General features: G+C 71.1%; 18 protein-coding genes and 1 tRNA gene. 12 read left to right on the plus strand and 7 right to left on the minus strand.

Annotation, left to right across the window (positions count from 1 at the left end):
* The first annotated feature begins 41 nt into the window (after window positions 1-41).
* The 3 genes from EAE32_RS08725 to EAE32_RS08735 all read left to right on the plus strand — a co-directional run bounded on the left by EAE32_RS08725 (window position 42) and on the right by EAE32_RS08735 (window position 2,627).
* The gene (locus EAE32_RS08725; RefSeq protein ID WP_121864895.1) at window positions 42-1,427 is read left to right on the plus strand and encodes an NAD(P)/FAD-dependent oxidoreductase; all 1,386 of its coding nucleotides are present in this window, start codon (window positions 42-44) and stop codon (window positions 1,425-1,427) included.
* 103 nt (window positions 1,428-1,530) lie between these two features.
* Window positions 1,531-1,607, plus strand: a tRNA-Leu gene (locus tag EAE32_RS08730).
* Window positions 1,608-1,826: 219 nt separating this feature from the next.
* Entirely contained in the window at window positions 1,827-2,627 is an 801-nt protein-coding gene (locus EAE32_RS08735) for a Bax inhibitor-1/YccA family protein (RefSeq protein WP_121864896.1), read from the plus strand.
* Between the two features lie 107 nt (window positions 2,628-2,734).
* Here EAE32_RS08735 and EAE32_RS08740 read toward each other — a convergent pair whose 3' ends face one another.
* Window positions 2,735-3,337 (minus strand): nitroreductase family protein, encoded by a 603-nt coding sequence (locus EAE32_RS08740; protein WP_121865033.1) that lies wholly within the window; start codon window positions 3,335-3,337, stop codon window positions 2,735-2,737.
* A gap of 74 nt (window positions 3,338-3,411) precedes the next feature.
* Between EAE32_RS08740 and EAE32_RS08745 the strand changes: the two genes are divergently transcribed.
* Both EAE32_RS08745 and ilvA read left to right on the plus strand, forming a co-directional pair.
* Window positions 3,412-4,782 carry an AI-2E family transporter gene (locus EAE32_RS08745; RefSeq protein WP_121864897.1) on the plus strand — a complete coding sequence of 457 codons (1,371 nt, stop codon included), beginning with the start codon at window positions 3,412-3,414 and terminating at the stop codon, window positions 4,780-4,782.
* Between the two features lie 150 nt (window positions 4,783-4,932).
* On the plus strand, window positions 4,933-6,180 hold the full coding sequence (ilvA, locus tag EAE32_RS08750; RefSeq protein WP_121846417.1) for a threonine ammonia-lyase: 1,248 nt from the start codon (window positions 4,933-4,935) through the stop codon (window positions 6,178-6,180).
* 48 nt (window positions 6,181-6,228) lie between these two features.
* Here ilvA and EAE32_RS08755 read toward each other — a convergent pair whose 3' ends face one another.
* The 3 genes from EAE32_RS08755 to EAE32_RS08765 all read right to left on the minus strand — a co-directional run bounded on the left by EAE32_RS08755 (window position 6,229) and on the right by EAE32_RS08765 (window position 7,758).
* Entirely contained in the window at window positions 6,229-6,444 is a 216-nt protein-coding gene (locus EAE32_RS08755; RefSeq protein WP_121864898.1) for a hypothetical protein, read from the minus strand.
* Between the two features lie 168 nt (window positions 6,445-6,612).
* Window positions 6,613-7,110, minus strand: coding sequence for a transcription elongation factor GreA (gene greA / locus EAE32_RS08760; protein WP_121864899.1), 498 nt, complete (start codon window positions 7,108-7,110; stop codon window positions 6,613-6,615).
* 165 nt (window positions 7,111-7,275) lie between these two features.
* Complete coding sequence (locus EAE32_RS08765; protein ID WP_121864900.1) at window positions 7,276-7,758, minus strand: DUF4307 domain-containing protein; 483 nt, start codon at window positions 7,756-7,758, stop codon at window positions 7,276-7,278.
* 140 nt (window positions 7,759-7,898) lie between these two features.
* On the opposite strand from EAE32_RS08765, the gene mca reads away from it, so the two are divergent.
* The 3 genes from mca (at window position 7,899) to EAE32_RS08780 (ending at window position 11,323) form a co-directional block, all read left to right on the plus strand.
* The gene (mca, locus tag EAE32_RS08770; RefSeq protein WP_121864901.1) at window positions 7,899-8,831 is read left to right on the plus strand and encodes a mycothiol conjugate amidase Mca; all 933 of its coding nucleotides are present in this window, start codon (window positions 7,899-7,901) and stop codon (window positions 8,829-8,831) included.
* Between the two features lie 7 nt (window positions 8,832-8,838).
* Window positions 8,839-9,168, plus strand: a complete 330-nt coding sequence (locus EAE32_RS08775) for a hypothetical protein (RefSeq protein ID WP_243635659.1) — start codon at window positions 8,839-8,841, stop codon at window positions 9,166-9,168.
* Window positions 9,169-9,265: 97 nt separating this feature from the next.
* Complete coding sequence (locus tag EAE32_RS08780; RefSeq protein ID WP_121864902.1) at window positions 9,266-11,323, plus strand: thioredoxin domain-containing protein; 2,058 nt, start codon at window positions 9,266-9,268, stop codon at window positions 11,321-11,323.
* A gap of 32 nt (window positions 11,324-11,355) precedes the next feature.
* Here the strand turns inward: EAE32_RS08780 and trhA are convergent, their stop codons facing one another.
* Window positions 11,356-12,069, minus strand: coding sequence for a PAQR family membrane homeostasis protein TrhA (trhA, locus tag EAE32_RS08785; RefSeq protein ID WP_121864903.1), 714 nt, complete (start codon window positions 12,067-12,069; stop codon window positions 11,356-11,358).
* A gap of 132 nt (window positions 12,070-12,201) precedes the next feature.
* Here trhA and EAE32_RS08790 point away from each other — a divergent pair, with 132 nt between their 5' ends.
* Entirely contained in the window at window positions 12,202-12,963 is a 762-nt protein-coding gene (locus EAE32_RS08790) for an isoprenyl transferase (protein WP_121864904.1), read from the plus strand.
* Between the two features lie 220 nt (window positions 12,964-13,183).
* Entirely contained in the window at window positions 13,184-14,587 is a 1,404-nt protein-coding gene (locus EAE32_RS08795) for an RNA 5'-3' helicase PhoH2 (protein ID WP_243635660.1), read from the plus strand.
* Window positions 14,588-14,632: 45 nt separating this feature from the next.
* On the opposite strand, the gene EAE32_RS08800 is transcribed toward EAE32_RS08795, so the two are convergent.
* Window positions 14,633-15,400, minus strand: a complete 768-nt coding sequence (locus EAE32_RS08800; RefSeq protein WP_121864905.1) for a hypothetical protein — start codon at window positions 15,398-15,400, stop codon at window positions 14,633-14,635.
* A 79-nt stretch (window positions 15,401-15,479) separates the two neighbouring features.
* Between EAE32_RS08800 and EAE32_RS08805 the strand changes: the two genes are divergently transcribed.
* The gene (locus EAE32_RS08805) at window positions 15,480-16,019 is read left to right on the plus strand and encodes a prepilin peptidase (protein WP_121864906.1); all 540 of its coding nucleotides are present in this window, start codon (window positions 15,480-15,482) and stop codon (window positions 16,017-16,019) included.
* 81 nt (window positions 16,020-16,100) lie between these two features.
* Window positions 16,101-16,568 (plus strand): NUDIX hydrolase, encoded by a 468-nt coding sequence (locus EAE32_RS08810; RefSeq protein WP_121864907.1) that lies wholly within the window; start codon window positions 16,101-16,103, stop codon window positions 16,566-16,568.
* Window positions 16,569-16,679: 111 nt separating this feature from the next.
* Here EAE32_RS08810 and EAE32_RS08815 read toward each other — a convergent pair whose 3' ends face one another.
* A complete protein-coding gene (locus EAE32_RS08815) occupies window positions 16,680-18,422 on the minus strand; it encodes a pyruvate dehydrogenase (RefSeq protein ID WP_121864908.1) in 1,743 nt (580 codons plus the stop codon).
* Between the last annotated feature and the right edge of the window lie 212 nt (window positions 18,423-18,634).

Here is an 18,634-nt window from a genome sequence, read left to right on the forward strand (position 1 = left end):
TCCGTCACCAAAAGCCCTGCGCCGTGGGTAAACTTCGGGTCATGGCTTTCAATCAACTTGCTAAGGACCGTCCGCGCCTTCTCATCGTGGGTGGCGGTTACGTTGGTTTCACTCTCGCCCAGAAGCTGCAGACCCGCATCAAGGAGTCCGGCGGCGTGGTCACGGTGGTGGATCCCAACCCGTACATGACCTACCTCCCGTTCCTGCCGGAGGTGGCGGCGGGCAACATCGACGCCCGCTCCGCCGTGATCTCGCACCGCCACCACCTGCGTGACAGCGAGCTGGTCAACGGCCGCGTGGAGCACATCGACCACGCCAACCACAAGGTCACCATCCGCGGCATCGACGAGGGGCCGGAGTTCGAGCTGCCCTACGACGAGATCGTGATCGCCGGCGGCTCCACCACCCGCACGTTCCCCATCCCGGGGCTCGCGGAGAAGGCCATCGGCATGAAGACCATCGAAGAGGCCGTCTCCGTGCGCAACTGGGTGCTCGAGCGCATCGAGGTCGCGTCCCTCACCGACAGCGAGGAGGAGAAGCGCAAGGCGCTGACCTTCATCGTGGTGGGTGGCGGCTACGCCGGCTCCGAGTCCATCGCCGAGCTCGAGGACATGGCCCGCTCCGCCGTGGAGCGCAACGACCGCCTGCGCGTCTCGGACCTGCGCTTCGTGCTCGTGGAGGCCATGGGCCGGATCATGCCCGAGGTCTCCAAGGACCGCGCGGAGAAGGTCGTCGCCGAGATGCGCGCCCGCGGCATCGAGGTGCTGCTGAACACCTCCATCTCCGAGGTGGACGGCGACGTGGTCAAGCTCATCAACATGGGCGACAAGTCCCCGGCCGGTGAGATGGCGACCGACACCCTGATCTGGTGCGCCGGTGTCCAGGCCTCGGGCTTCGTGAAGAACAGCGACCTCCCGGTCGACGAGCGCGGCCGTGTCCGCGTGGGCGCGGACCTGCGCGTGACCGGCGACGACGGGCCCCTCGAGGGCGCCTGGGCCGCCGGCGACATCGCGGCCGTCCCGGACCTCACGGGTTCCGGCCCCGGCGGGTTCTGCGTCCCGAACGCCCAGCACGCCGTGCGCCAGGCCGCCACCATGGCCAAGAACATCATGGCCGCCCACCAGGGCGAGCCGCTGGAGGACTACTACCACGAGAACCTCGGCTCCGTGGCGGGCCTCGGCCTCTACAAGGGCGCGGCCACCATCCGCGGCGTGGACCTCGGCGGACTCCCGGCGTGGACCATGCACCGGCTGTACCACGGCTACGCGATCCCCACCGTGGAGCGCAAGGTCCGCGTGTTCACCGAGTGGGGCATCAACATGCTCTTCGGCCGGGACACCACCGCGCTGCGCCACCTGCACAACCCGCGCCGCGCGTTCCGCAAGGCCGCGGGGGAGAAGCTGCCGGCGGAGAAGGCCAGCCTGTAGCACCTCGCAGCGCACGACGGTGGGGCCGCTCGCGAGCGGCCCCACCGTCGTCGTCCGGGCACCCGCCCCGCTCGTCCTCGGGGCGGCGCCGGGGCGCAGGCCCGCCCCCATAGCCCAACCGGCAGAGGCAGCGGACTTAAAATCCGCTCAGTGTGGGTTCGAATCCCACTGGGGGCACCACGTCGTCGGGCACGGGGGGGCGCTGGGCGTCCTCACCCGCGCACGCGCCGGCCGCGCCCCGTCGCGGGTGACCCCGGCGGGGCGCGGCCGCGGAGCCGTCCCGTGCGGCTGGCAGGATCCGGGGAACCTGTTCGCCCGGCGGAAATACCGGCCACCCCCAGGAGCGCCACTGCTAGCCTGGTGGCACAGCTCGACTAACGCCCTCGAAAGGACGTCACATTGGCCGGCGGAAACCCCCTCCTCAATGACTTCGGCAAGAAGAACGCCACCACCGCACCGGGCTCCTACCAGGACCCGCGGTATTCTCCTGAGCAGCTGGAGCGCATGTACAGCGCCCCGGCAGCCGGCCCCGCCCAGACGGGCCGGATGAGCTACGACGACGTCGTGGTGCGCACCTCCCTCGTCCTCGGCTGCGTGGTCGTCGCCGCGGCCGCCGGGTGGTTCTTGCCCGTCCTGGCCTTCCCGGGTGCTCTGGTGGGCCTGGTGCTGGGCCTGGTCAACTCCTTCAAGCGTGAGCCGAGCCCCGCGCTCATCATCCTGTACGCCCTGGCCGAGGGCCTGTTCCTGGGTGGGGTTTCCGGGATCTTCGAGTCCATGTACCCGGGTGTCGTGGTGCAGGCGGTCATCGGCACGCTCGCCGTCTTCGTGTCCGTGCTGGTGCTCTACAAGACGGGTGTCCTGCGGGCCACTCCGCGCGTGACCAAGTTCTTCATGGTGGCCATGATGGCCTACGCGATCTTCGCCCTGGTGAACCTGGGCACGAGCCTGATCGGCGGCTTCGACATGCGCACCGAGGTCTCGGTGGCGGGGATCCCGCTGGGCCTGATCGTGGGCGCGGTGGCCATCCTGCTCGCGGTCTACAGCTTCGTGCTGGACTTCGAGAACATCACGGACGGCGTCAAGCGCGGCATCCCGCGCAAGGCGGCCTGGACCGCGGCCTTCGGTCTGACCGTCACGCTGATCTGGACCTACGTGGAGATCCTGCGGCTGCTCTCCATCATTCGCTCCATGAGCGACTGAGCGAACCCGCTCGCGGTCTCACCCGCGAGCCGGCCCGCAGCGGCGTCACGGTGCTCACCGGCACCGCGGCGCCGCTGCGTCGTTCCGGGCCGCCGACGCCGCCGGGCTCAGATGTAGCTGATGTCCAGGTCCCGGGGTGGGAGGTTGATGGCCCGCGCCGGGACGCTGTTGCTCGCCGCGCGGCCCACGAACAGCCAGCCGAGGATCTCCTCGTGCTCGTCGAGGCCGTAGAACCCCCGGATCAGGTCCCGGTCGTAGGGCTCGCGCTGGGACCACATGGTGGCCCACCCCTGCGCGTACAGGGCGGCCTCCAGCACGCCGCGGGCGGCGAAGACCTGACCCCGCTGGTCCTTCTTGGACTCGGGAAGCTCGGGATGGTGGCGGAAGATCAGGGCCAGCGCAACACCGCCGCGCGACGCCCACTGCAGGCTTCCGCGGTACGCCGCCAGCACCCGGATCTTCTTGCCCTTGAGCCGCGGCACGGGCCCGGAGAGGTTGGGGACCGAGGTGAGTCCCGCCATGGCCGCGGCCAGCACGGACGCCGACCGGCGGCTGGTCACGGCCACGCGCCATCCCGTGGGGCGGTCGTCGTACTTGGCGCCCGCGGTGGCGCGCAGAACCCGTTCGAGGTCCTCGCGGCGCGGGCTCTCCTGGGTCAGCACGCTCGCGGGGCGTCGCTGGGCCAGGACTCGCAGCAGTGTGGTGGACATGACAGCCATCTTGTCACCTCCGCGGGCCCGGGCACGGTCACGGGCACGCGGTCAAGGATGCGATGATAAGAGACATGTCTTCCAGTGTTCAGACGACCGCCGCGGGCTCACCGCCGCACCGCGCCCCAGACGTCTCCCCTTCGCCTACGTCTTCCGCCGACCACTCCCGGGACATGGTCACCGCACCCGTGCGGATCGCGGCCGCATGGTCCTGGCGGGTTCTGCTCATCATCGCCGGGGTCGGCGTGGTCTGGTGGCTGCTCGGCCACGTGACCACCGTGCTGATCCCCGTGCTCCTGGCCGCGCTGATCGCGGGCCCGTTGTCACCGGCAGTGAGGTGGTTGCGCTCCAAGCGCTTCCCGTCCGCGCTCGCGGCCATCACGGTGGAGCTCGCCCTGATCCTCGTGGTCCTGGGCCTGCTCGTGCTCTCCGGCCAGCAGATCGTGATGGGCTTCGCCCAGTTGTCCGACAAGGCCGTGGCCGGCTTCCAGAAGCTGCTGGGCATGCTCGAGGACAGCCCCCTCAAGCTGACCACCGACTCCATGAGCCAGTGGTTCTCGGACCTCGGCAACACCCTGCAGGAGAACTCCAACGCCATCCTGTCCGGTGCCATGACGTTCGGCTCCACTGCCGGGAACATCGTCACGGGCACCATCCTCATGCTGTTCGTCCTGCTGTTCTTCCTGTTCGACGGCGAGAACATCTGGCTGTTCCTGGTCAAGCTGTTCCCGCGGCGGGCGCGTCCCGCGGTGAACGGTGCCGGGCGCCGCGGCTGGATCTCGCTCGCGCAGTACGTGCGCATCCAGGTCTTCGTGGCCTTCGTGGACGCCATGGGCATCGGGCTCGGAGCGTTCCTGCTGGGGGTGCCCCTGGCGCTGCCCATCGGCGTGCTCGTGTTCCTGGCCTCGTTCATCCCCATCGTGGGTGCCGTGGTCACCGGTGCCGTGGCGGTGCTGGTCGCGCTGGTGGCCGTGAGCCCCATGATCGCGCTGGCCATGCTCGGCGTGGTGCTCCTGGTGCAGCAGATCGAGTCCAACATCCTGCAGCCGCTCATCATGGGCAAGGCCGTGTCCCTGCACCCCGTGGCCGTGCTGCTCGCGGTGGCCACCGGCAGCATGCTCTTCGGCATCGTGGGTGCGCTGTTCGCGGTGCCCGTGATGGCGTTCGGCAACACGATCGTGCGCTACCTCGCGGCCCGCTCGTGGGAGCACGACGACCGGATCGCGTGGGAGCCCTTCCTCTACCCGTGGGAGATCAAGAAGGCCGCGAAGAAGAAGAACCTCACCTCCGAGGAGGTCATGGCCCAGCTGCAGCGCTTCCGTGGCAAGCGCCACCAGGAGCGTGAGGACGCCGAGCGCAAGCGCGAGGAGAAGCACAAGAAGGAGACCGGGCACAACGCCTCCACCGAGGCCGAGGACCTGGACACCGGTAACACCCAGCGCTAGCGCAGGACCGGTCCCGTAATAGCATGGAACGCGGCGTCCCCACCCGGGACGTCGCGTTCCGTGTTCCCGCAGCACCGCCGGCAGCGACCCCGCCGGGCCGTGCCCCCGCAGGGCGAGCCGCCTCGATCGGCGCCGACGAAAGAAGTTCTTGTGGCCCACACTGCACTGTCCGTCTCGGTGGACGACGTCCGCCGCGCCGCACGCCTCCTGGACGGCGTCATCGAACGGACCCCGCTCGCCCACTCCCGCGCGCTGTCCCGAGCGCTCGGCTCCGAGGTCTACCTCAAGTGCGAGAACCTGCAGCGCGCGGGATCCTTCAAGGCCCGCGGCGCCTACGTGCGCATGTCCCAGCTCTCGGAGGACGAGAAGCGCCGGGGCGTGGTGGCGGCGTCGGCCGGCAACCACGCCCAGGGTGTGGCGCTCGCGGCGGCCAGGCTCGGGATCACCGCGCGGATCTACATGCCGCGGGGCGCGGCGCTGCCGAAGATCGCCGCCACCCAGGACCACGGCGCCGAGGTGGTGCTGCACGGCTCGAGCGTGGACGAGGCCCTGGCCGAGGCGCAGCGCTTCTCCGACGAGACCGGCGCGGTGTTCGTGCACCCCTTCGACCACCGGGACATCATCGCGGGGCAGGGGACCATCGGTCTGGAGATCCTCGAGCAGCTGCCCACCGTGGACACCGTGATCGCGGGGGTGGGCGGCGGTGGCCTGCTCGCCGGGGTGTCCGTGGCGCTCAAGGAGAAGGCCCGGGAACAGGGCAGGGACATCCGCGTGATCGGGGTGCAGGCCGAGAACGCCGCAGCCTACCCGCCGTCCCTGGCAGGGGATGCGATCGTCACCCTGTCCAAGGTCTCCACCATTGCGGACGGCATTGCCGTGGGCCGCCCCGGCCAGCTGCCGTTCAGCATCATCCGGGAGCTCGCGGACGACGTCGTCACCGTCTCGGAGGACTCCCTCGCCCAGGCTCTGATCTTCATGCTCGAGCGCAACAAGATGGTGGTGGAACCCGCGGGTGCCGTGGGCGTCGCCGCGATCCTGGAAGGCAGGCTGCGGCAGACCCACCCGGACCTGGGGACCACCGTGGTGCTGCTCTCAGGCGGGAACATCGACCCCATGCTCATGCTCAAGGTCATCCAACGGGGTCTCTCGGCAGCGGGGCGCTACATGACCATCAAGATGATGCTCACCGACCGGCCGGGCGAACTCGCGCAGATCTCGCAGCTCATCGCGGACCTGGACGCCAACGTCACGGGAGTCGACCACACGCGGATCGGAGGGTCGCTGTCCATGGGGGACGTCTCCATCACCATCGACATGGAGACCAAGGGCCAGTCGCACTGCGACCAGGTGCTCGCGGCCCTGGAGTCGCACGGCTACCACCCCGTGGTGGTGCACTGACCCGCGCCCACCGAGCCCGAGGACGCCGACCCGGGGCGCGGGCGGGCCTCAGCGGCGTCGTCCGCCGCGTGCGGAGAGGTACGTGACGAAACCCGCGACGAATGTGGCGACCCACAGAATGTTCCGCAGTCCACCCGTGGCGTTCAGGGAGGGGTTGCCCTGCCCCAGAACGTGCACCACGACGGCCGCAACGGCGAGCAGGGTGGTGAGCACGAGCAGGGGAACGGTCCATCGGCCGGGGGTGCGGTTCCAGTGGGTGACCACGGTTGTCTCCTCAACGGGGCGGGGTGTTTCCCCCGAGCTTACGGAACCCCGCGGCCAACCGGCTCCGCACGCCCGTGCCGGAACGGCCGAGGCCACCCCGCCGTGCGGGGTGGCCTCGGTGCTGCCGGTGACGTGGTCGGTGCCGCGTGCTGCCGGCGGGGTGTGCGCTCAGCGGCTGAAGGGCTTGGCCTTGAGGAGTTTCACGGTGATGTCCTTGCCGTTGGGAGCCGTGTAGGACACGGTCTCACCCACCTTGTGGCCGTTGATCGCGGCACCCATGGGGGAGCGCTCGGAGAAGACCTCGAGGTCCTCGCCGCCGGTGAGGTCCTCGGCGACCTCCCGCGAACCCATGAGGAACGTCATCTCGTCACCCGCGATCTCGGCGGTGACGACCATCCCGGCCTCGATGACGCCGTCGTCCGCGGGGGCCTCGCCCACCTGGGCGTTCTCGAGCAGCTGGGTGAGCTGCTGGATGCGGCCCTCGTTCTTGCCCTGCTCCTCGCGTGCCGCGTGGTAGCCGCCGTTCTCCTTGAGGTCGCCCTCGGAACGGGCCTGCTCGATCCGGTCCACGATCTCCTGGCGGTAGGGGCCGGCGAGGTGGTCGAGCTCCTTCTTGAGCCGGTCGTACGCTTCCTGGGTGAGCCAGGCTCCCTCTTGAGTAGGCACAGTGCCTCCGTTCTCTGGTGTCCACCGCCCTGGTGGACACGTGTGAAAAACCCCGCCCCGGTGCGAGCCGTGTGGCCCAGCGCTTCCGGGTCGGGGATCTGATCTCGGCAGAAGTCTAGAGGACCGGCGCGCTCCTGCCCAAAGTGACGTGCGGCACCCGGAGCGTCACTCGCTGGTGCTCCAGCAGGAGTCCACTCCTGCGGTGGTGGCCAGGTTGGTGGTGCGCACCGGCACGCGGTGGGTGCTCGTGCGGCCTCTGAGCTCCGCCTCCGCCACGCGGCCGATCGTTATCTCGTTCCACCCCACCACGGCGTGCTCCTGGTTCAGCGCCTGGACCGCGCACGTGACGGTCTGGTCCGGGTCCTTGGTGAGGTCGAAGTCCGCGTAGGCCTGCCCGGAGCTGGAGATGTGGAAGCTGACGTCCTTGAACACCGGTTTCTGGGAGTCCCCCCACACGATCCACACCACGAACAGGGCTGCCGCCAGGGTGGCCCCCGCGGCAATCAGGAGCCAGCCGCGCTGGGAGGGGCCCTGCCGCGGGGTGCGCGTGACGGTGTGGTGACCCGCTCCGTAGCGCCGCACGAGGACCTCGGGGGCCCCCGAGCCCGCGGGGTCGTCTGCTGCGGGGTGGGAGGTCGCGGAACTCATGCCCCAACTGTACCCAGCCCGCACGGGTGCGCCCTGTGGACGGCCCGGGGGTGCGGGACAGTGGGCCGGGAGGGGGACGGGCGGCGTAGGATACCGGGGGTTGTAGATTTCGCGACGACGTCTTGGGAGGCATCCGTTCGGTGACGGACCATTCGCAGCTTCGATTGTTGGCCATCCACGCGCACCCGGACGACGAGTCCAGCAAGGGTGCCGCGACCATGGCGCACTACGCGCGCCTCGGCACCCGGGTCATGGTGGCCACGTGCACCGGTGGTGAACGGGGTTCGATCCTCAACGCCGAGATGGAGGGTGACGTCTGGGCGGAGCGGGACCTGCCCGGTCTGCGCCGCCACGAGATGGCGGCCGCTGTCGAGGCGCTGGGTGTGGAGCACCGGTGGATCGGGTTCACGGACTCCGGCCTGCCCGAGGGCGATCCCCTCCCGCCCCTGCCGTGGGGCTGCTTCGCCCTGCAACCGCTGGAGCGCGCGGCTGCTCCGGTGGTCCAGCTCGTGCGCGAGTTCCGACCGCACGTGATCCTGGCCTACGACGAGAACGGGGGCTACCCGCACCCGGACCACATCCAGGCACACAACGTGGCCATGGAGGCGTACCGCAGGGCGGGTGATCCGGAGGCGTACCCGGGAACGGGCGCGCCCTGGGCACCGCTCAAGCTCTACTACGACCGGGCGTTCAACCCGGAGCGTTTCCTGGCTCTGCACGAGGGCCTGGAGGAGCGGGGCATGACGTCCCCGTACGCGGAGCGGATCGCGGCCATGCAGGAGTCCGACCCGGAGGGCCACCGCCCGCCCGTGCCGCGCCACGAGACCACCACCCGGGTGCAGTGCGCGGACCAGTTCCCCGCGCGGGACCGGGCGTTGAGCAGCCACCGGACGCAGGTGGACCCGCGGGGCATGTTCTTCGCGGTCTCCGCCGAGACCCAGGCGGAGATCTGGCCCTGGGAGGACTACACCCTCGCGGAGGCCCGCGTGGAGACCTCCCTGCCCGAGACGGACCTCTTCGCGGGGATCCGGCCGGAGGAGCCCACGGCCCCGACCTCGTCCCCAGGGAAGTGAGCGCCCCGTGCCCACGTTGCTGAGCGTCCTGACCGCCGCCACCCCCGCCCCGAGCCCGGAGAACACGCTTCGCCCCGGGCTGGACCCGAGCCAGGTCTCCCCGGGCCTGATCGGCTTCCTGATGACCTTCCTGCTGACCGCGGCGGTGGTCCTGCTCGTGATCGACTTCAACCGTCGCAACCGCCGCCTGCGCTACCGCGCCCAGTACGCGGAGCAGCGCGCGGCGGAGGAGCAGGCCGCCGCGGACCGGCCCCCGAGCGGCGTCGCACCCGCCTCCCCGGACGACGCCGCCCGCTCGCCCCGCAGTGGCGGCGAGTCCTCGCACCCGGGGGACTAGCCTCCGGAGGACCCGCCGGCGCCCGGGGCACACATGGCACCGGGGCGGCGGCCGCGTTCCGCCTGTGCGTGTCGGTGGGCCGTGAGAGCGTGGGGTCATGTCGAACCGACTGGCCCGCGCCACGAGTCCGTACCTGCTGCAGCACGCCGAGAACCCGGTGGACTGGTGGGAGTTCTGCCCCGAGGCCTTCGAGCAGGCCGGGGAGCGTGACGTGCCCGTCCTGCTGTCCGTGGGCTACGCCGCGTGCCACTGGTGCCACGTGATGGCCCACGAGTCCTTCGAGGCCCCGGACACCGCGGCCTACATGAACGAGCACTTCGTCTGCGTCAAGGTGGACCGCGAGCAGCGCCCGGACGTGGACTCCACGTACATGGCGGCCACGCAGCTGCTCACAGGGCAGGGCGGCTGGCCCATGACCGTGTTCCTCACCCCGGACGGCGGTGCCTTCCACGCCGGGACCTACTACCCACCGCGGCCCGCGCACGGGCGACCCTCTTTCCTGCAGGTCATGACGGCCGTCACGGAGGCGTGGACGCAGCGGCGGGACGAGGTGGTCCGCGGTGCGGGGCAGGTCTCCGAAGCCCTGTCCCGGCACCCGGGGCTCGTGGACCGGATGCTGGCGGACGCCGGTCCCGCGCTCGTCGCGGAGCCGGGCACCGTCACCGCGGACGCCACGGCCGAGCTGGTGGGGACGTGGTTGAACGGCCTGGAGGTCGCCCGCGACGTCGCCCACGAGGGTTTCGGGACCGGGGCCAAGTTCCCGCCGTCCCCGGTGCTGGACGCTCTCACCCGGATTGCGGCGCCGGACGCGCCGGGGGACCGCTCCACCGGGAACTCCCGCGCGGCCCGTGAGCTGCTGTGCGCCACGCTGGACGCGGTGGTCGTGGGAGCGCTGCAGGACCACGTGGGCGGCGGGTTCTTCCGCTACTCGGTGACCCCGGACTGGTCCCTGCCGCACTACGAGAAGATGCTGTACGACAACGCCCAGCTGCTGCGGGTGCTCGCCCGTACGGTGCACGAGCTGGAGGGGCGGGGGACCGATCCGGCGCGGGCGGCCCGCTACCGGCATGCGGCCACCACCCTCGTCGCGTGGCTGGAGCGGGAGATGGTCACGCCCGAGCACGCGTTCGCGGCGTCCCTCGACGCGGACAGCGATCCCGGCCCCGACGAGCCCCGGGCCGAGCGGGAGGGGGCGTACTACACGTTCTCCCGCCCGGTCCAGGACGCCACCGGTTCGGCACCCGTCCCGGTCACGGCCTCGTGGGGTGAGGCCGGCTCCGTCACCGGGATCCTCGACGAGTCCGTGCGCCGTGCCCTGTGGGAACGGCGTCTGACTCGTCCCGCCCCGCACCGGGACGACAAGGTCGTCACGGCGTGGAACGGGATGGCCCTCTCGGCGCTCTCCGAGGCGAGTGTGCTCCTCGACCACCCGGAGTGGACGGAGCTCGCCGAGGCGGCCGCCGGGTTCCTGTGGGCCACGCACCGGGACCCCGCGACGGGGACGCTCGCGCGGACCTCGCGCGGCGGCGTCGTGGACCCGCACGAGGGGCAGCTCGAGGACTACGCGCGCCTCGGAGCCGGGCTGCTCGGGCTCTACCGCGCCACCGGGGCGGCAGTCTGGTACGAACGCAGCCGCGCGCTCGCGGAGACCGCGGTGGAGCGGTTCGTGATGGGAGACACCGTGGCGGAGTCCGCGCGGGTGGATCCGGTGCTCGCGGCGGCAGGCGCCACGGGCCGCGCGGAACCCTTCGACGACGTCGCCGCGTCCGGTGCCGCGGTGCTCGCACGCTGGCTCACGGACCTCTCCCGCCCCGAGACCGCGGGACGCCCCACCACCGACGTGGTGGCCGCCGTGACCCGCCAGGCCACCGGCGTGGTGCTCAAAGCGCCCACGGCCGCGGGCGGCATGGTCTCCGCCGTGCTGGCGCAGGCGCAACCCCCTGAGCTGCTGCAGGTCGTGGCCGCCACGCCGCAGCAGTGGCACGAGGTGCTGGAGGCAGTGGGGAAGCACCGGGTGCTGGACTGGCTGGTCCTGGACGCGGACACGGCACCCTACGGCGCGCCCCCGGCGCAGGACGGGCGGTTCACGGTGTGGCGCTGCCGCAACGGTGTGTGCGAGCTGCCGGTGTACTCGGTGGCGCAGCTGCGGAGCTGAGCGCGCGGCGCCAATCCGTCAGCGGGGGAGCCTCACGAGGCGAACATCGCCAGCATGATCGAGATGTAGTGGCACACGAAGCCCACGATCGTGCACGCGTGGAACACCTCGTGGAAGCTGAACGTGGCGGGCCACAGCCGCGGCCACTTGGTGGCGTAGCAGACCGCCCCCGCGATGTACGCCACCCCGCCGCAGATCAGCATGACGGTTGCGGGGACGTTCACCGCGAAGAACGCCGGCAGGTACAGCAGGGCGAGGCAGCCCATGACCACGTACAGGGGCGTGTAGAGCCAGCGGGGGGCTCCCAGCCAGAAGACGCGGAAGACCACCAGCAGTGCGCCCAGCGTCCAGATCACCGCGAGCAGCCCGGTTGCCCGCCCGTCCGGGAGGAAGCTCACGGCCAGCGGGGTGTACGTGCCCGCGATGATGAGTGCGATGTTGGAGTGGTCCAGGCGTCGCAGCACCGCGTTCATCCGGGCGTTCCAGTAGAAGCGGTGGTAGATCGCGGAGGTGCCGAACAGCATCACGGCGGTGATGGTGTAGACGAGACACGCGAGCCGCAGCTGCAGGGTGGGCGCGAGAACGATGGCCACCACGCCCATGGCGGTGGCGAAGGGGCTGAACCCGGCGTGGATCCACCCGCGCCACGCAGGTTTCTTCTCCACGGTGAGCGGGCCCCTGCGGGTGTGGCGCACCACGGTCACCGGGCCGGGAGCGAAGGGCTTCGACGCGCGGTCGTCTTTCATTCTGGATTCCACTGCCTTCCATCACTGTCTCCGTGGCGGGCGGGGTCCGCTTCCGGATCGCCCCCTCCCTGCGGGTAGTTTAGTGGGTATGAATCCGAGCAGCCCGAGTCGATCCCAGGGTGTGGGTGCCCCGTGAAGCTCCCCCGTGTGCTGTACTCCTTCTACGAGCACCGGTTGGCGCGCACCCTCGGATCTCACGAGCTGCCGCACCACGTGGGGGTGCTCGTGGACGGCAACCGGCGCTGGGCCAAGCAGTTCGGCGCCACCACGGAGGAGGGCCACCGGGCGGGTGCCCGCAAGATCGTGGAGTTCCTGCGCTGGTGCCACGAGCTCCACATCCAGGTGGTCACGCTCTACATCCTCTCCACGGAGAACCTCAACAGGCCCGCAGAGGAGCTCACCGCGCTGCTGGACATCATCACCAACCTCATGTGCGAGCTGCAGGACGAGGGCATCTGCCGGATCCAGCCCGTGGGAGCGCTGTCCACCCTGCCGCGGGCGCTGCAGGAGCAGCTCGAGTGCAGTGCTCGCCGCACGGAGACCAACGCCGGGCCGCACCTGAACATCGCGGTGGGCTACGGCGGGCGCCAGGAGATCGTGGACGCCGTCCGGGAGGTCTTCGAGGACGCCGAGCAGCGAGGGGAGTCGCTCAGCGCGACCGCGGCAGCGCTGAGCGTGGAGGACATCTCCGCGCACCTCTACACGCGCGGTCAGCCGGACCCGGACCTGCTGATCCGCACCTCCGGGGAGCAGCGGCTCTCCGGATTCCTCATGTGGCAGTCCGCCTACAGCGAGTTCTACTTCTGCGAGGCCCTGTGGCCGGACTTCCGACGGGTGGACTTCCTGCGCGCACTGCGGGACTACGCCCGGCGCCAACGCCGTTTCGGCGGCTGAGCCCACCGCGGACGCCGCGGGTCCGGGTGCCGGGCGTGCCAGGGGATCTTGGGTTCGCTCGCCCGTACGGACGTGGGCCCCGGGCTGCCCCGGCTGCGGCGGGCAAGGCGGAAGTTCATGCCGCGTTCACCGCCCGGGCGTTCGCCCCTCCATCGCCCGTTCTAGCGTGAGACCACCCGGCACCGCGCCGGTCGCCCACCACCCCCGTGGGAAGGTCTCCATGCGCCGCGACACCATCCTGGCTCCCGCCCCCACCGCCCTCGCCGCTGCTCCTCCTGACGTGGCCACCCCGACGGGCGAGCCTGCGCAGGAACGGGAGGCGGCGGCGTCGGCCGGGGTGCGCAGCTACGTGATCGACACCTCCGTGCTGCTCTCCGACCCGCGGGCGCTGCTGCGCTTCGCTGAGCACCGCGTGGTGGTGCCCATGGTGGTGGTCACCGAGCTCGAGGCCAAGCGGCACGACCCTGACCTCGGGTACTTCGCCCGCAAGGCGCTGCGCCTGCTGGACGACCTGCGGGTCGCGCACGGGGGACTGGACCGGCCCGTGGCACTGCCCGGCGGCGGGTGCCTCACCGTGGAGCTCAACCACGTGGCGGACACCGTGCTGCCGCAGAGCTTCCGGCTCAAGGACAACGACTCCCGCATCCTCAGTGTGGCCGCGGCGCTGTCGCAGGAGGGACAGGACGTGTGCGTGGTCTCCAAGGACCTGCCCATGCGGGTCAAGGCCTCCGCACTGGGTCTCGCCGCGGACGAGTACCGCGCCGAGTGGCTCGGCGGCGACGACGAGTACACGGGAGTGGTCCACGTGGACGCGCCCGACGATGTCGTGTCCGGACTCTACGAGGACGGCCGCGCCCACGTGCCGGGCGCGGAGGGCCTGCCGGTGAACACCGGGCTCGTGGTGCGCTCCGCAGCAGGCAGCGCACTCGCCCGCGTGGAGACGAGCGGACTGGCCCGGGAGGTGTCCGCGGACCGGGACGTCTTCGGGGTGCAGGGCCGCTCGGCGGAGCAGCGCCTGGCCATCGACCTGCTGCTGGACCCCGAGGTGGGCATCGTCTCCCTCGGCGGACGCGCCGGAACCGGAAAGTCCGCCCTGGCGCTGTGCGCCGGTCTGGAGACCGTGCTCGAACGCCGCGAGCACCGCAGGATCATGGTGTTCCGACCGCTCTACGCGGTGGGTGGGCAGGACCTCGGATTCCTCCCCGGGACCGAGGAGGAGAAGATGAACCCCTGGGGCCAGGCGGTCTTCGACACCCTCTCCGCCGTGGTCTCACCGGCCGTGGTGGACGACGTCGTCGCCCGCGGCATGCTCGAGGTGCTGCCGCTCACGCACATCCGTGGGCGCTCGCTGCACGACGCCTGGGTGATCGTGGACGAGGCGCAGTCCCTGGAGCGCAACGTCCTGCTCACGGCGCTGTCCCGGATCGGGAAGAACTCCAAGGTGGTGCTCACCCACGACGTCGCCCAGCGGGACAACCTCCGGGTGGGGCGGCACGACGGGATCATGGCGGTGGTCGAGGCGCTCAAGGGCCAGCGGCTCTTCGGTCACGTGACGCTCACGCGCTCGGAGCGCTCACCCATTGCGGCGCTCGTCACCGATCTCCTGGAGCGCCAGGACGTGTGAGGCGCGCTCGCCGCGGACGTTGCGCGGCGGCGTCGTGCGCCGGACCTACGTGGTGGCCACCGGCCACGGGAGGTGGCGGGAGACGTCCGTGAGGTCGAGGTCGTGCGCGGTGAAGAGGTCGTCCAGCTGGTAATCGTCCACGCCCTCGATCACGAGCCGGTGCCCCTGACCGGCGTGCGGGCCCCGCAGGACGTGCGAGTGCACGCACACCCCCGTGGCGTGGTCCACCGCGATGCGTGTGGGACCGGGGGCGAGCGGGTGGCCGCTCGTGACGGCGCGGTAGCGCACCGTGGGTTCCACGGTGGCGCACCAGACCCGACGGCCCGCAAACACCTCGGCCGTGAGGGCACGCAGCCGGGCCGGGCGCTGCTCCGGGAGGTACGGGGGAGTGGGCGCGGGGCCCACGCACTCCACGGGGTCCAGGACGGCCTGCCAGCGTCCACCGCCGAAGACGGGGTCCCCGTACGCGGCCTCGGGGCGGCGGGTGACCAGCCCGTGGTCGTCGTACACGGGCGTCACGAGGGCGGGCGGCAGCAGCCAGGAGGACGGGGTGTCCGCCACGTAGAAGTCGTCCCGGGAGCGCTCCAGGGAGGTGGTCGTGTAGCGGAGGACACCGTCGAGCGTCTCCACGCGCAGGTCCGAGGGGCGGCGCAGCCAGGCCCGCACCGGTTCCGCGGCGGCCGAGCCACCGGCCTCCCAGGTGAGCACGAACCGCAGAGTGTGCCACCGCCACGGGGACGAGCGGCACAGCGCGGCGAAGGCCGCCGGCGGAATCTCCGGGGCGGCGGGCGCGGTCTGCCAGGGGGCACTCATGCGGTCAGTCTACGAAGCGGGCCTCCACAGCCCCTGACACACAGTGGGTCCGTGTGCCGGAGGTGCCTACGATGAGCGCATGATGCAGCCCAACACGGCGGGCATCGGGGGATTCGTGGGGGACCACCTGCAGGACGCGGCGCTGAGCGCCCACCTCGCGGCCGTGCTGTGCGCGCTGGCCGTGCTGGTGCTCGCCTGCTCCGGGGTGTGGCTCGCGGCCACCGACATCCGCGAGCACCGCCTCCCCGGTTCCGTGGTCCGCCCGCTCTACCCCGTCACCGCCACCCTGCTGAGCGCCGCGGCGGTGCTGGCCGACGACACCGTGCGACTGTGGTGGATGCTGTGGGGGCTCGCGATCATGGGCGGGATCTTCCTGGTGCTGCGGCTGCTGAACCCCGCCGGCATGGGCATGGGCGACGTGCGGCTGGCCGGAGTGCTCGGGCTGCTCACCGGGTTCTCCTCCGTCACCCACACCGTGGTGGCCACCGCCCTCACGTTCGTGCTGGCCGGGGTGTTCTGCGGGGGACTCATCCTGCTGCGGCGGGCGGACGCGAGCAGCCGGATCCCCCTGGGGCCGTTCATGATCGTGGGAAGCTTGGGCGTGGTGGCGTTCGCGTGAGCGCCCGCGGGGCGGGGTCCGCTCCCGCGGGCACCCGTCCGGCCCAGCCACCACCCCCGTCACCCCGAGGAGAGCGCACCCATGGCAACGCCCGAGTTCATCCGGCAGCTGCGCCGCAGCATCGGCCACGACCTGCTGTGGCTGCCCGGCTGCACCGCCGTGGTGCTGCACGAGGGGAAAGTGCTGCTGGGTCGGCGAGCGGACAACGGCAACTGGGGGCTCATCACCGGGATCGTGGAGCCCGGGGAAGACCCCGGCGTGGCCGCCCGGCGCGAGTGCCTGGAGGAGACGGGTGTGGAGATCACCGTGGACGCCCTCGTGCGGGTCAAGGCCGGGGGAGTGGTCGAGTTCCCCAACGGGGACCGCTGCCAGTTCCTGGACCACACGTTCGTGTGCAGCTACGTGTCCGGGGAGGCACGGGTGGCGGACGACGAGTCCCTCGAGGTCGGGTGGTACCCGCTGGACGAACTGCCACCGATGCCGGAGCACCAGGCCGAGCGGCTGCGTGCGGCGCTCGAGTTCACCGGGCGTACGGGATTCGAGCGCTAGGCGGGGTTCGCCGAGTGTTCCGCCTCCGGACGTGCGACGACGCCGCGGGGCGGCCCCACGGCGTCGTCGACGGTTCTGCGGCGTGGCCGGGAGGGACCCGACCGTGGGGTGTCAGCCGCGCGGGATGTTGCGCAGGTTGGAACGGGCCATCGAGACGGCCTCGCCGGCGCCGCGGTTGAGCACGATGCGGGACATGGCCGTGGCGAAGCCGAACACCTGGTCCTTCTTGATCTCCGGCGGGATGGAGAGCGCGTTGGGGTCGGTGATGACCTCCACCAGGGACGGGCCCTGGTGCGCGAGCGCAGAGGTGAACGCGGACTCCAGGTCCTTGGGCTTCTCCACCCGGATGCCCTGGATGCCCACGGCGCGGGCGATCGCGGCGTAGTCCGCCTGGGGGACGTCCACGCCGAAGTCCGGCAGCCCGTCCACGAGCATCTCGAGCTTGACCATCCCGAGCGTGGAGTTGTTGAAGACCACCACGGTCACGGGCAGGTTGTAGGCCGAAAGGGTCAGCAGCTCGCCCATCAGCATGGACAGCCCGCCGTCACCGGAGACCGAGATGACCTGGCGGCCGGGCTCCGCGACCTGCGCGCCGATGGCCTGCGGGAGGGCGTTGGCCATGGAGCCGTGCAGGTAGGAGCCCAGGATGCGGCGGGTGCCGAGCGGGTTGATGTAGCGGGCGGTCCACACGTTGCACATGCCGGTGTCCGCGGTGAACACGGCGTCCTCGGCCGCCACCCGGTCCAGGATGGACGCCGCGTACTCCGGGTGGATGGGCGTCATCTTCTCGACCTTGCGGGTGTACGCACCCACGGCCTTGTTCATGAGCTTGTCGTGCTTGGCCAGCGTCTTGTCCAGGAACGAGCGGTCCGTCTTGACCGTGAGCTCGGGCAGCAGCTTGAGGATCGTGGACTTCACGTCACCGTGCACCGGGATGTCCACACCCGTGCGGCGCCCGATCACCGTGGGGTCCGTGTCCACCTGGATGGTGGTGACGTCCGGGAGGAACTGGTCGTACGGGAAGTCCGTGCCGAGCATGACCATCACGTCGGCGCCGTGCAGCCCCTCGGCCGCCGCGCCGTAGCCCAGCAGACCGGTCATGCCCACGTCGAACGGGTTGTCGTACTGGATCTGGTCCTTGCCGCGCAGGGAGTGGCCCACGGGCGCCTTGAGGGTGTCCGCCAGGGCGATCACCTCGTCGTGGGCGCCGGCCACGCCGATGCCCGCGAAGAGCGCGACCTTCTTCGCCGAGTTCAGCACCTGCGCCATGCGCTCGACGGTCTCGTCCGAGGGGACGACGGCGCTGGGCTCCGGGACCGCGTACGGGCGGGCCTCGGCGGCCACGTCGGAGTCCGCGAGGTCACCGGGCAGGGTCACCACGGACACGCCCGGGCTCGTGACGGCGAACTGGATGGCGGAGCTGACCACGGCGGGGGACTGCTGCGGGGTGCTCACCAGCTCGGAGTACACGGAGCACTCGGTGAAGAGCCGGTCCGGGTGCGTCTCCTGGAAGTACCCGGAGCCGATGTACTGGGAGGGGATGTGGGACGCGATCGCCAGCACGGGCGCCCCCGAGCGGTTGGCGTCGTACAGCCCGTTGATCAGGTGCAGGTTGCCCGGGCCGCACGAGCCCGCGCACACCGCGAGCTTGCCGGTCAGCTGGGCCTCGGCGCTCGCCGCGAACGCCCCGGCCTCCTCGTGGCGCACGTGCACCCAGTCGATGCCGCCCTTGGCGGAGCCGCCGGTGCGCCGCACGGCGTCCACGATGGGGTTGAGGCTGTCGCCCACCACACCGTAGATGCGCTCCACGCCGGCGTCGATGAGCTGCTGGATGATCTGCTCTGCGAGCTTCACGCTGTCTCCTCCGATGCTGCGCCCGCGCCGGTCCTGGTTGCCGGACGGGCACGACGAATGTGCTCGCCGTCCAGCCTAGCCGCGGGTGTTTTCGGGAGAAAAGGTTTGTGGGCAACGGAACAGTGGGCCGTGCCCCGCCCCACGGCGTGCGAGAACGAAGAACCCGGTCACCCCCCCCTCCAGCAGGAGGGGGGTGACCGGGTTCCTCGGGC

Source organism: Kocuria tytonicola (assembly GCF_003687175.1).
Classification (GTDB): Bacteria; Actinomycetota; Actinomycetes; order Actinomycetales; family Micrococcaceae; genus Kocuria; species Kocuria tytonicola.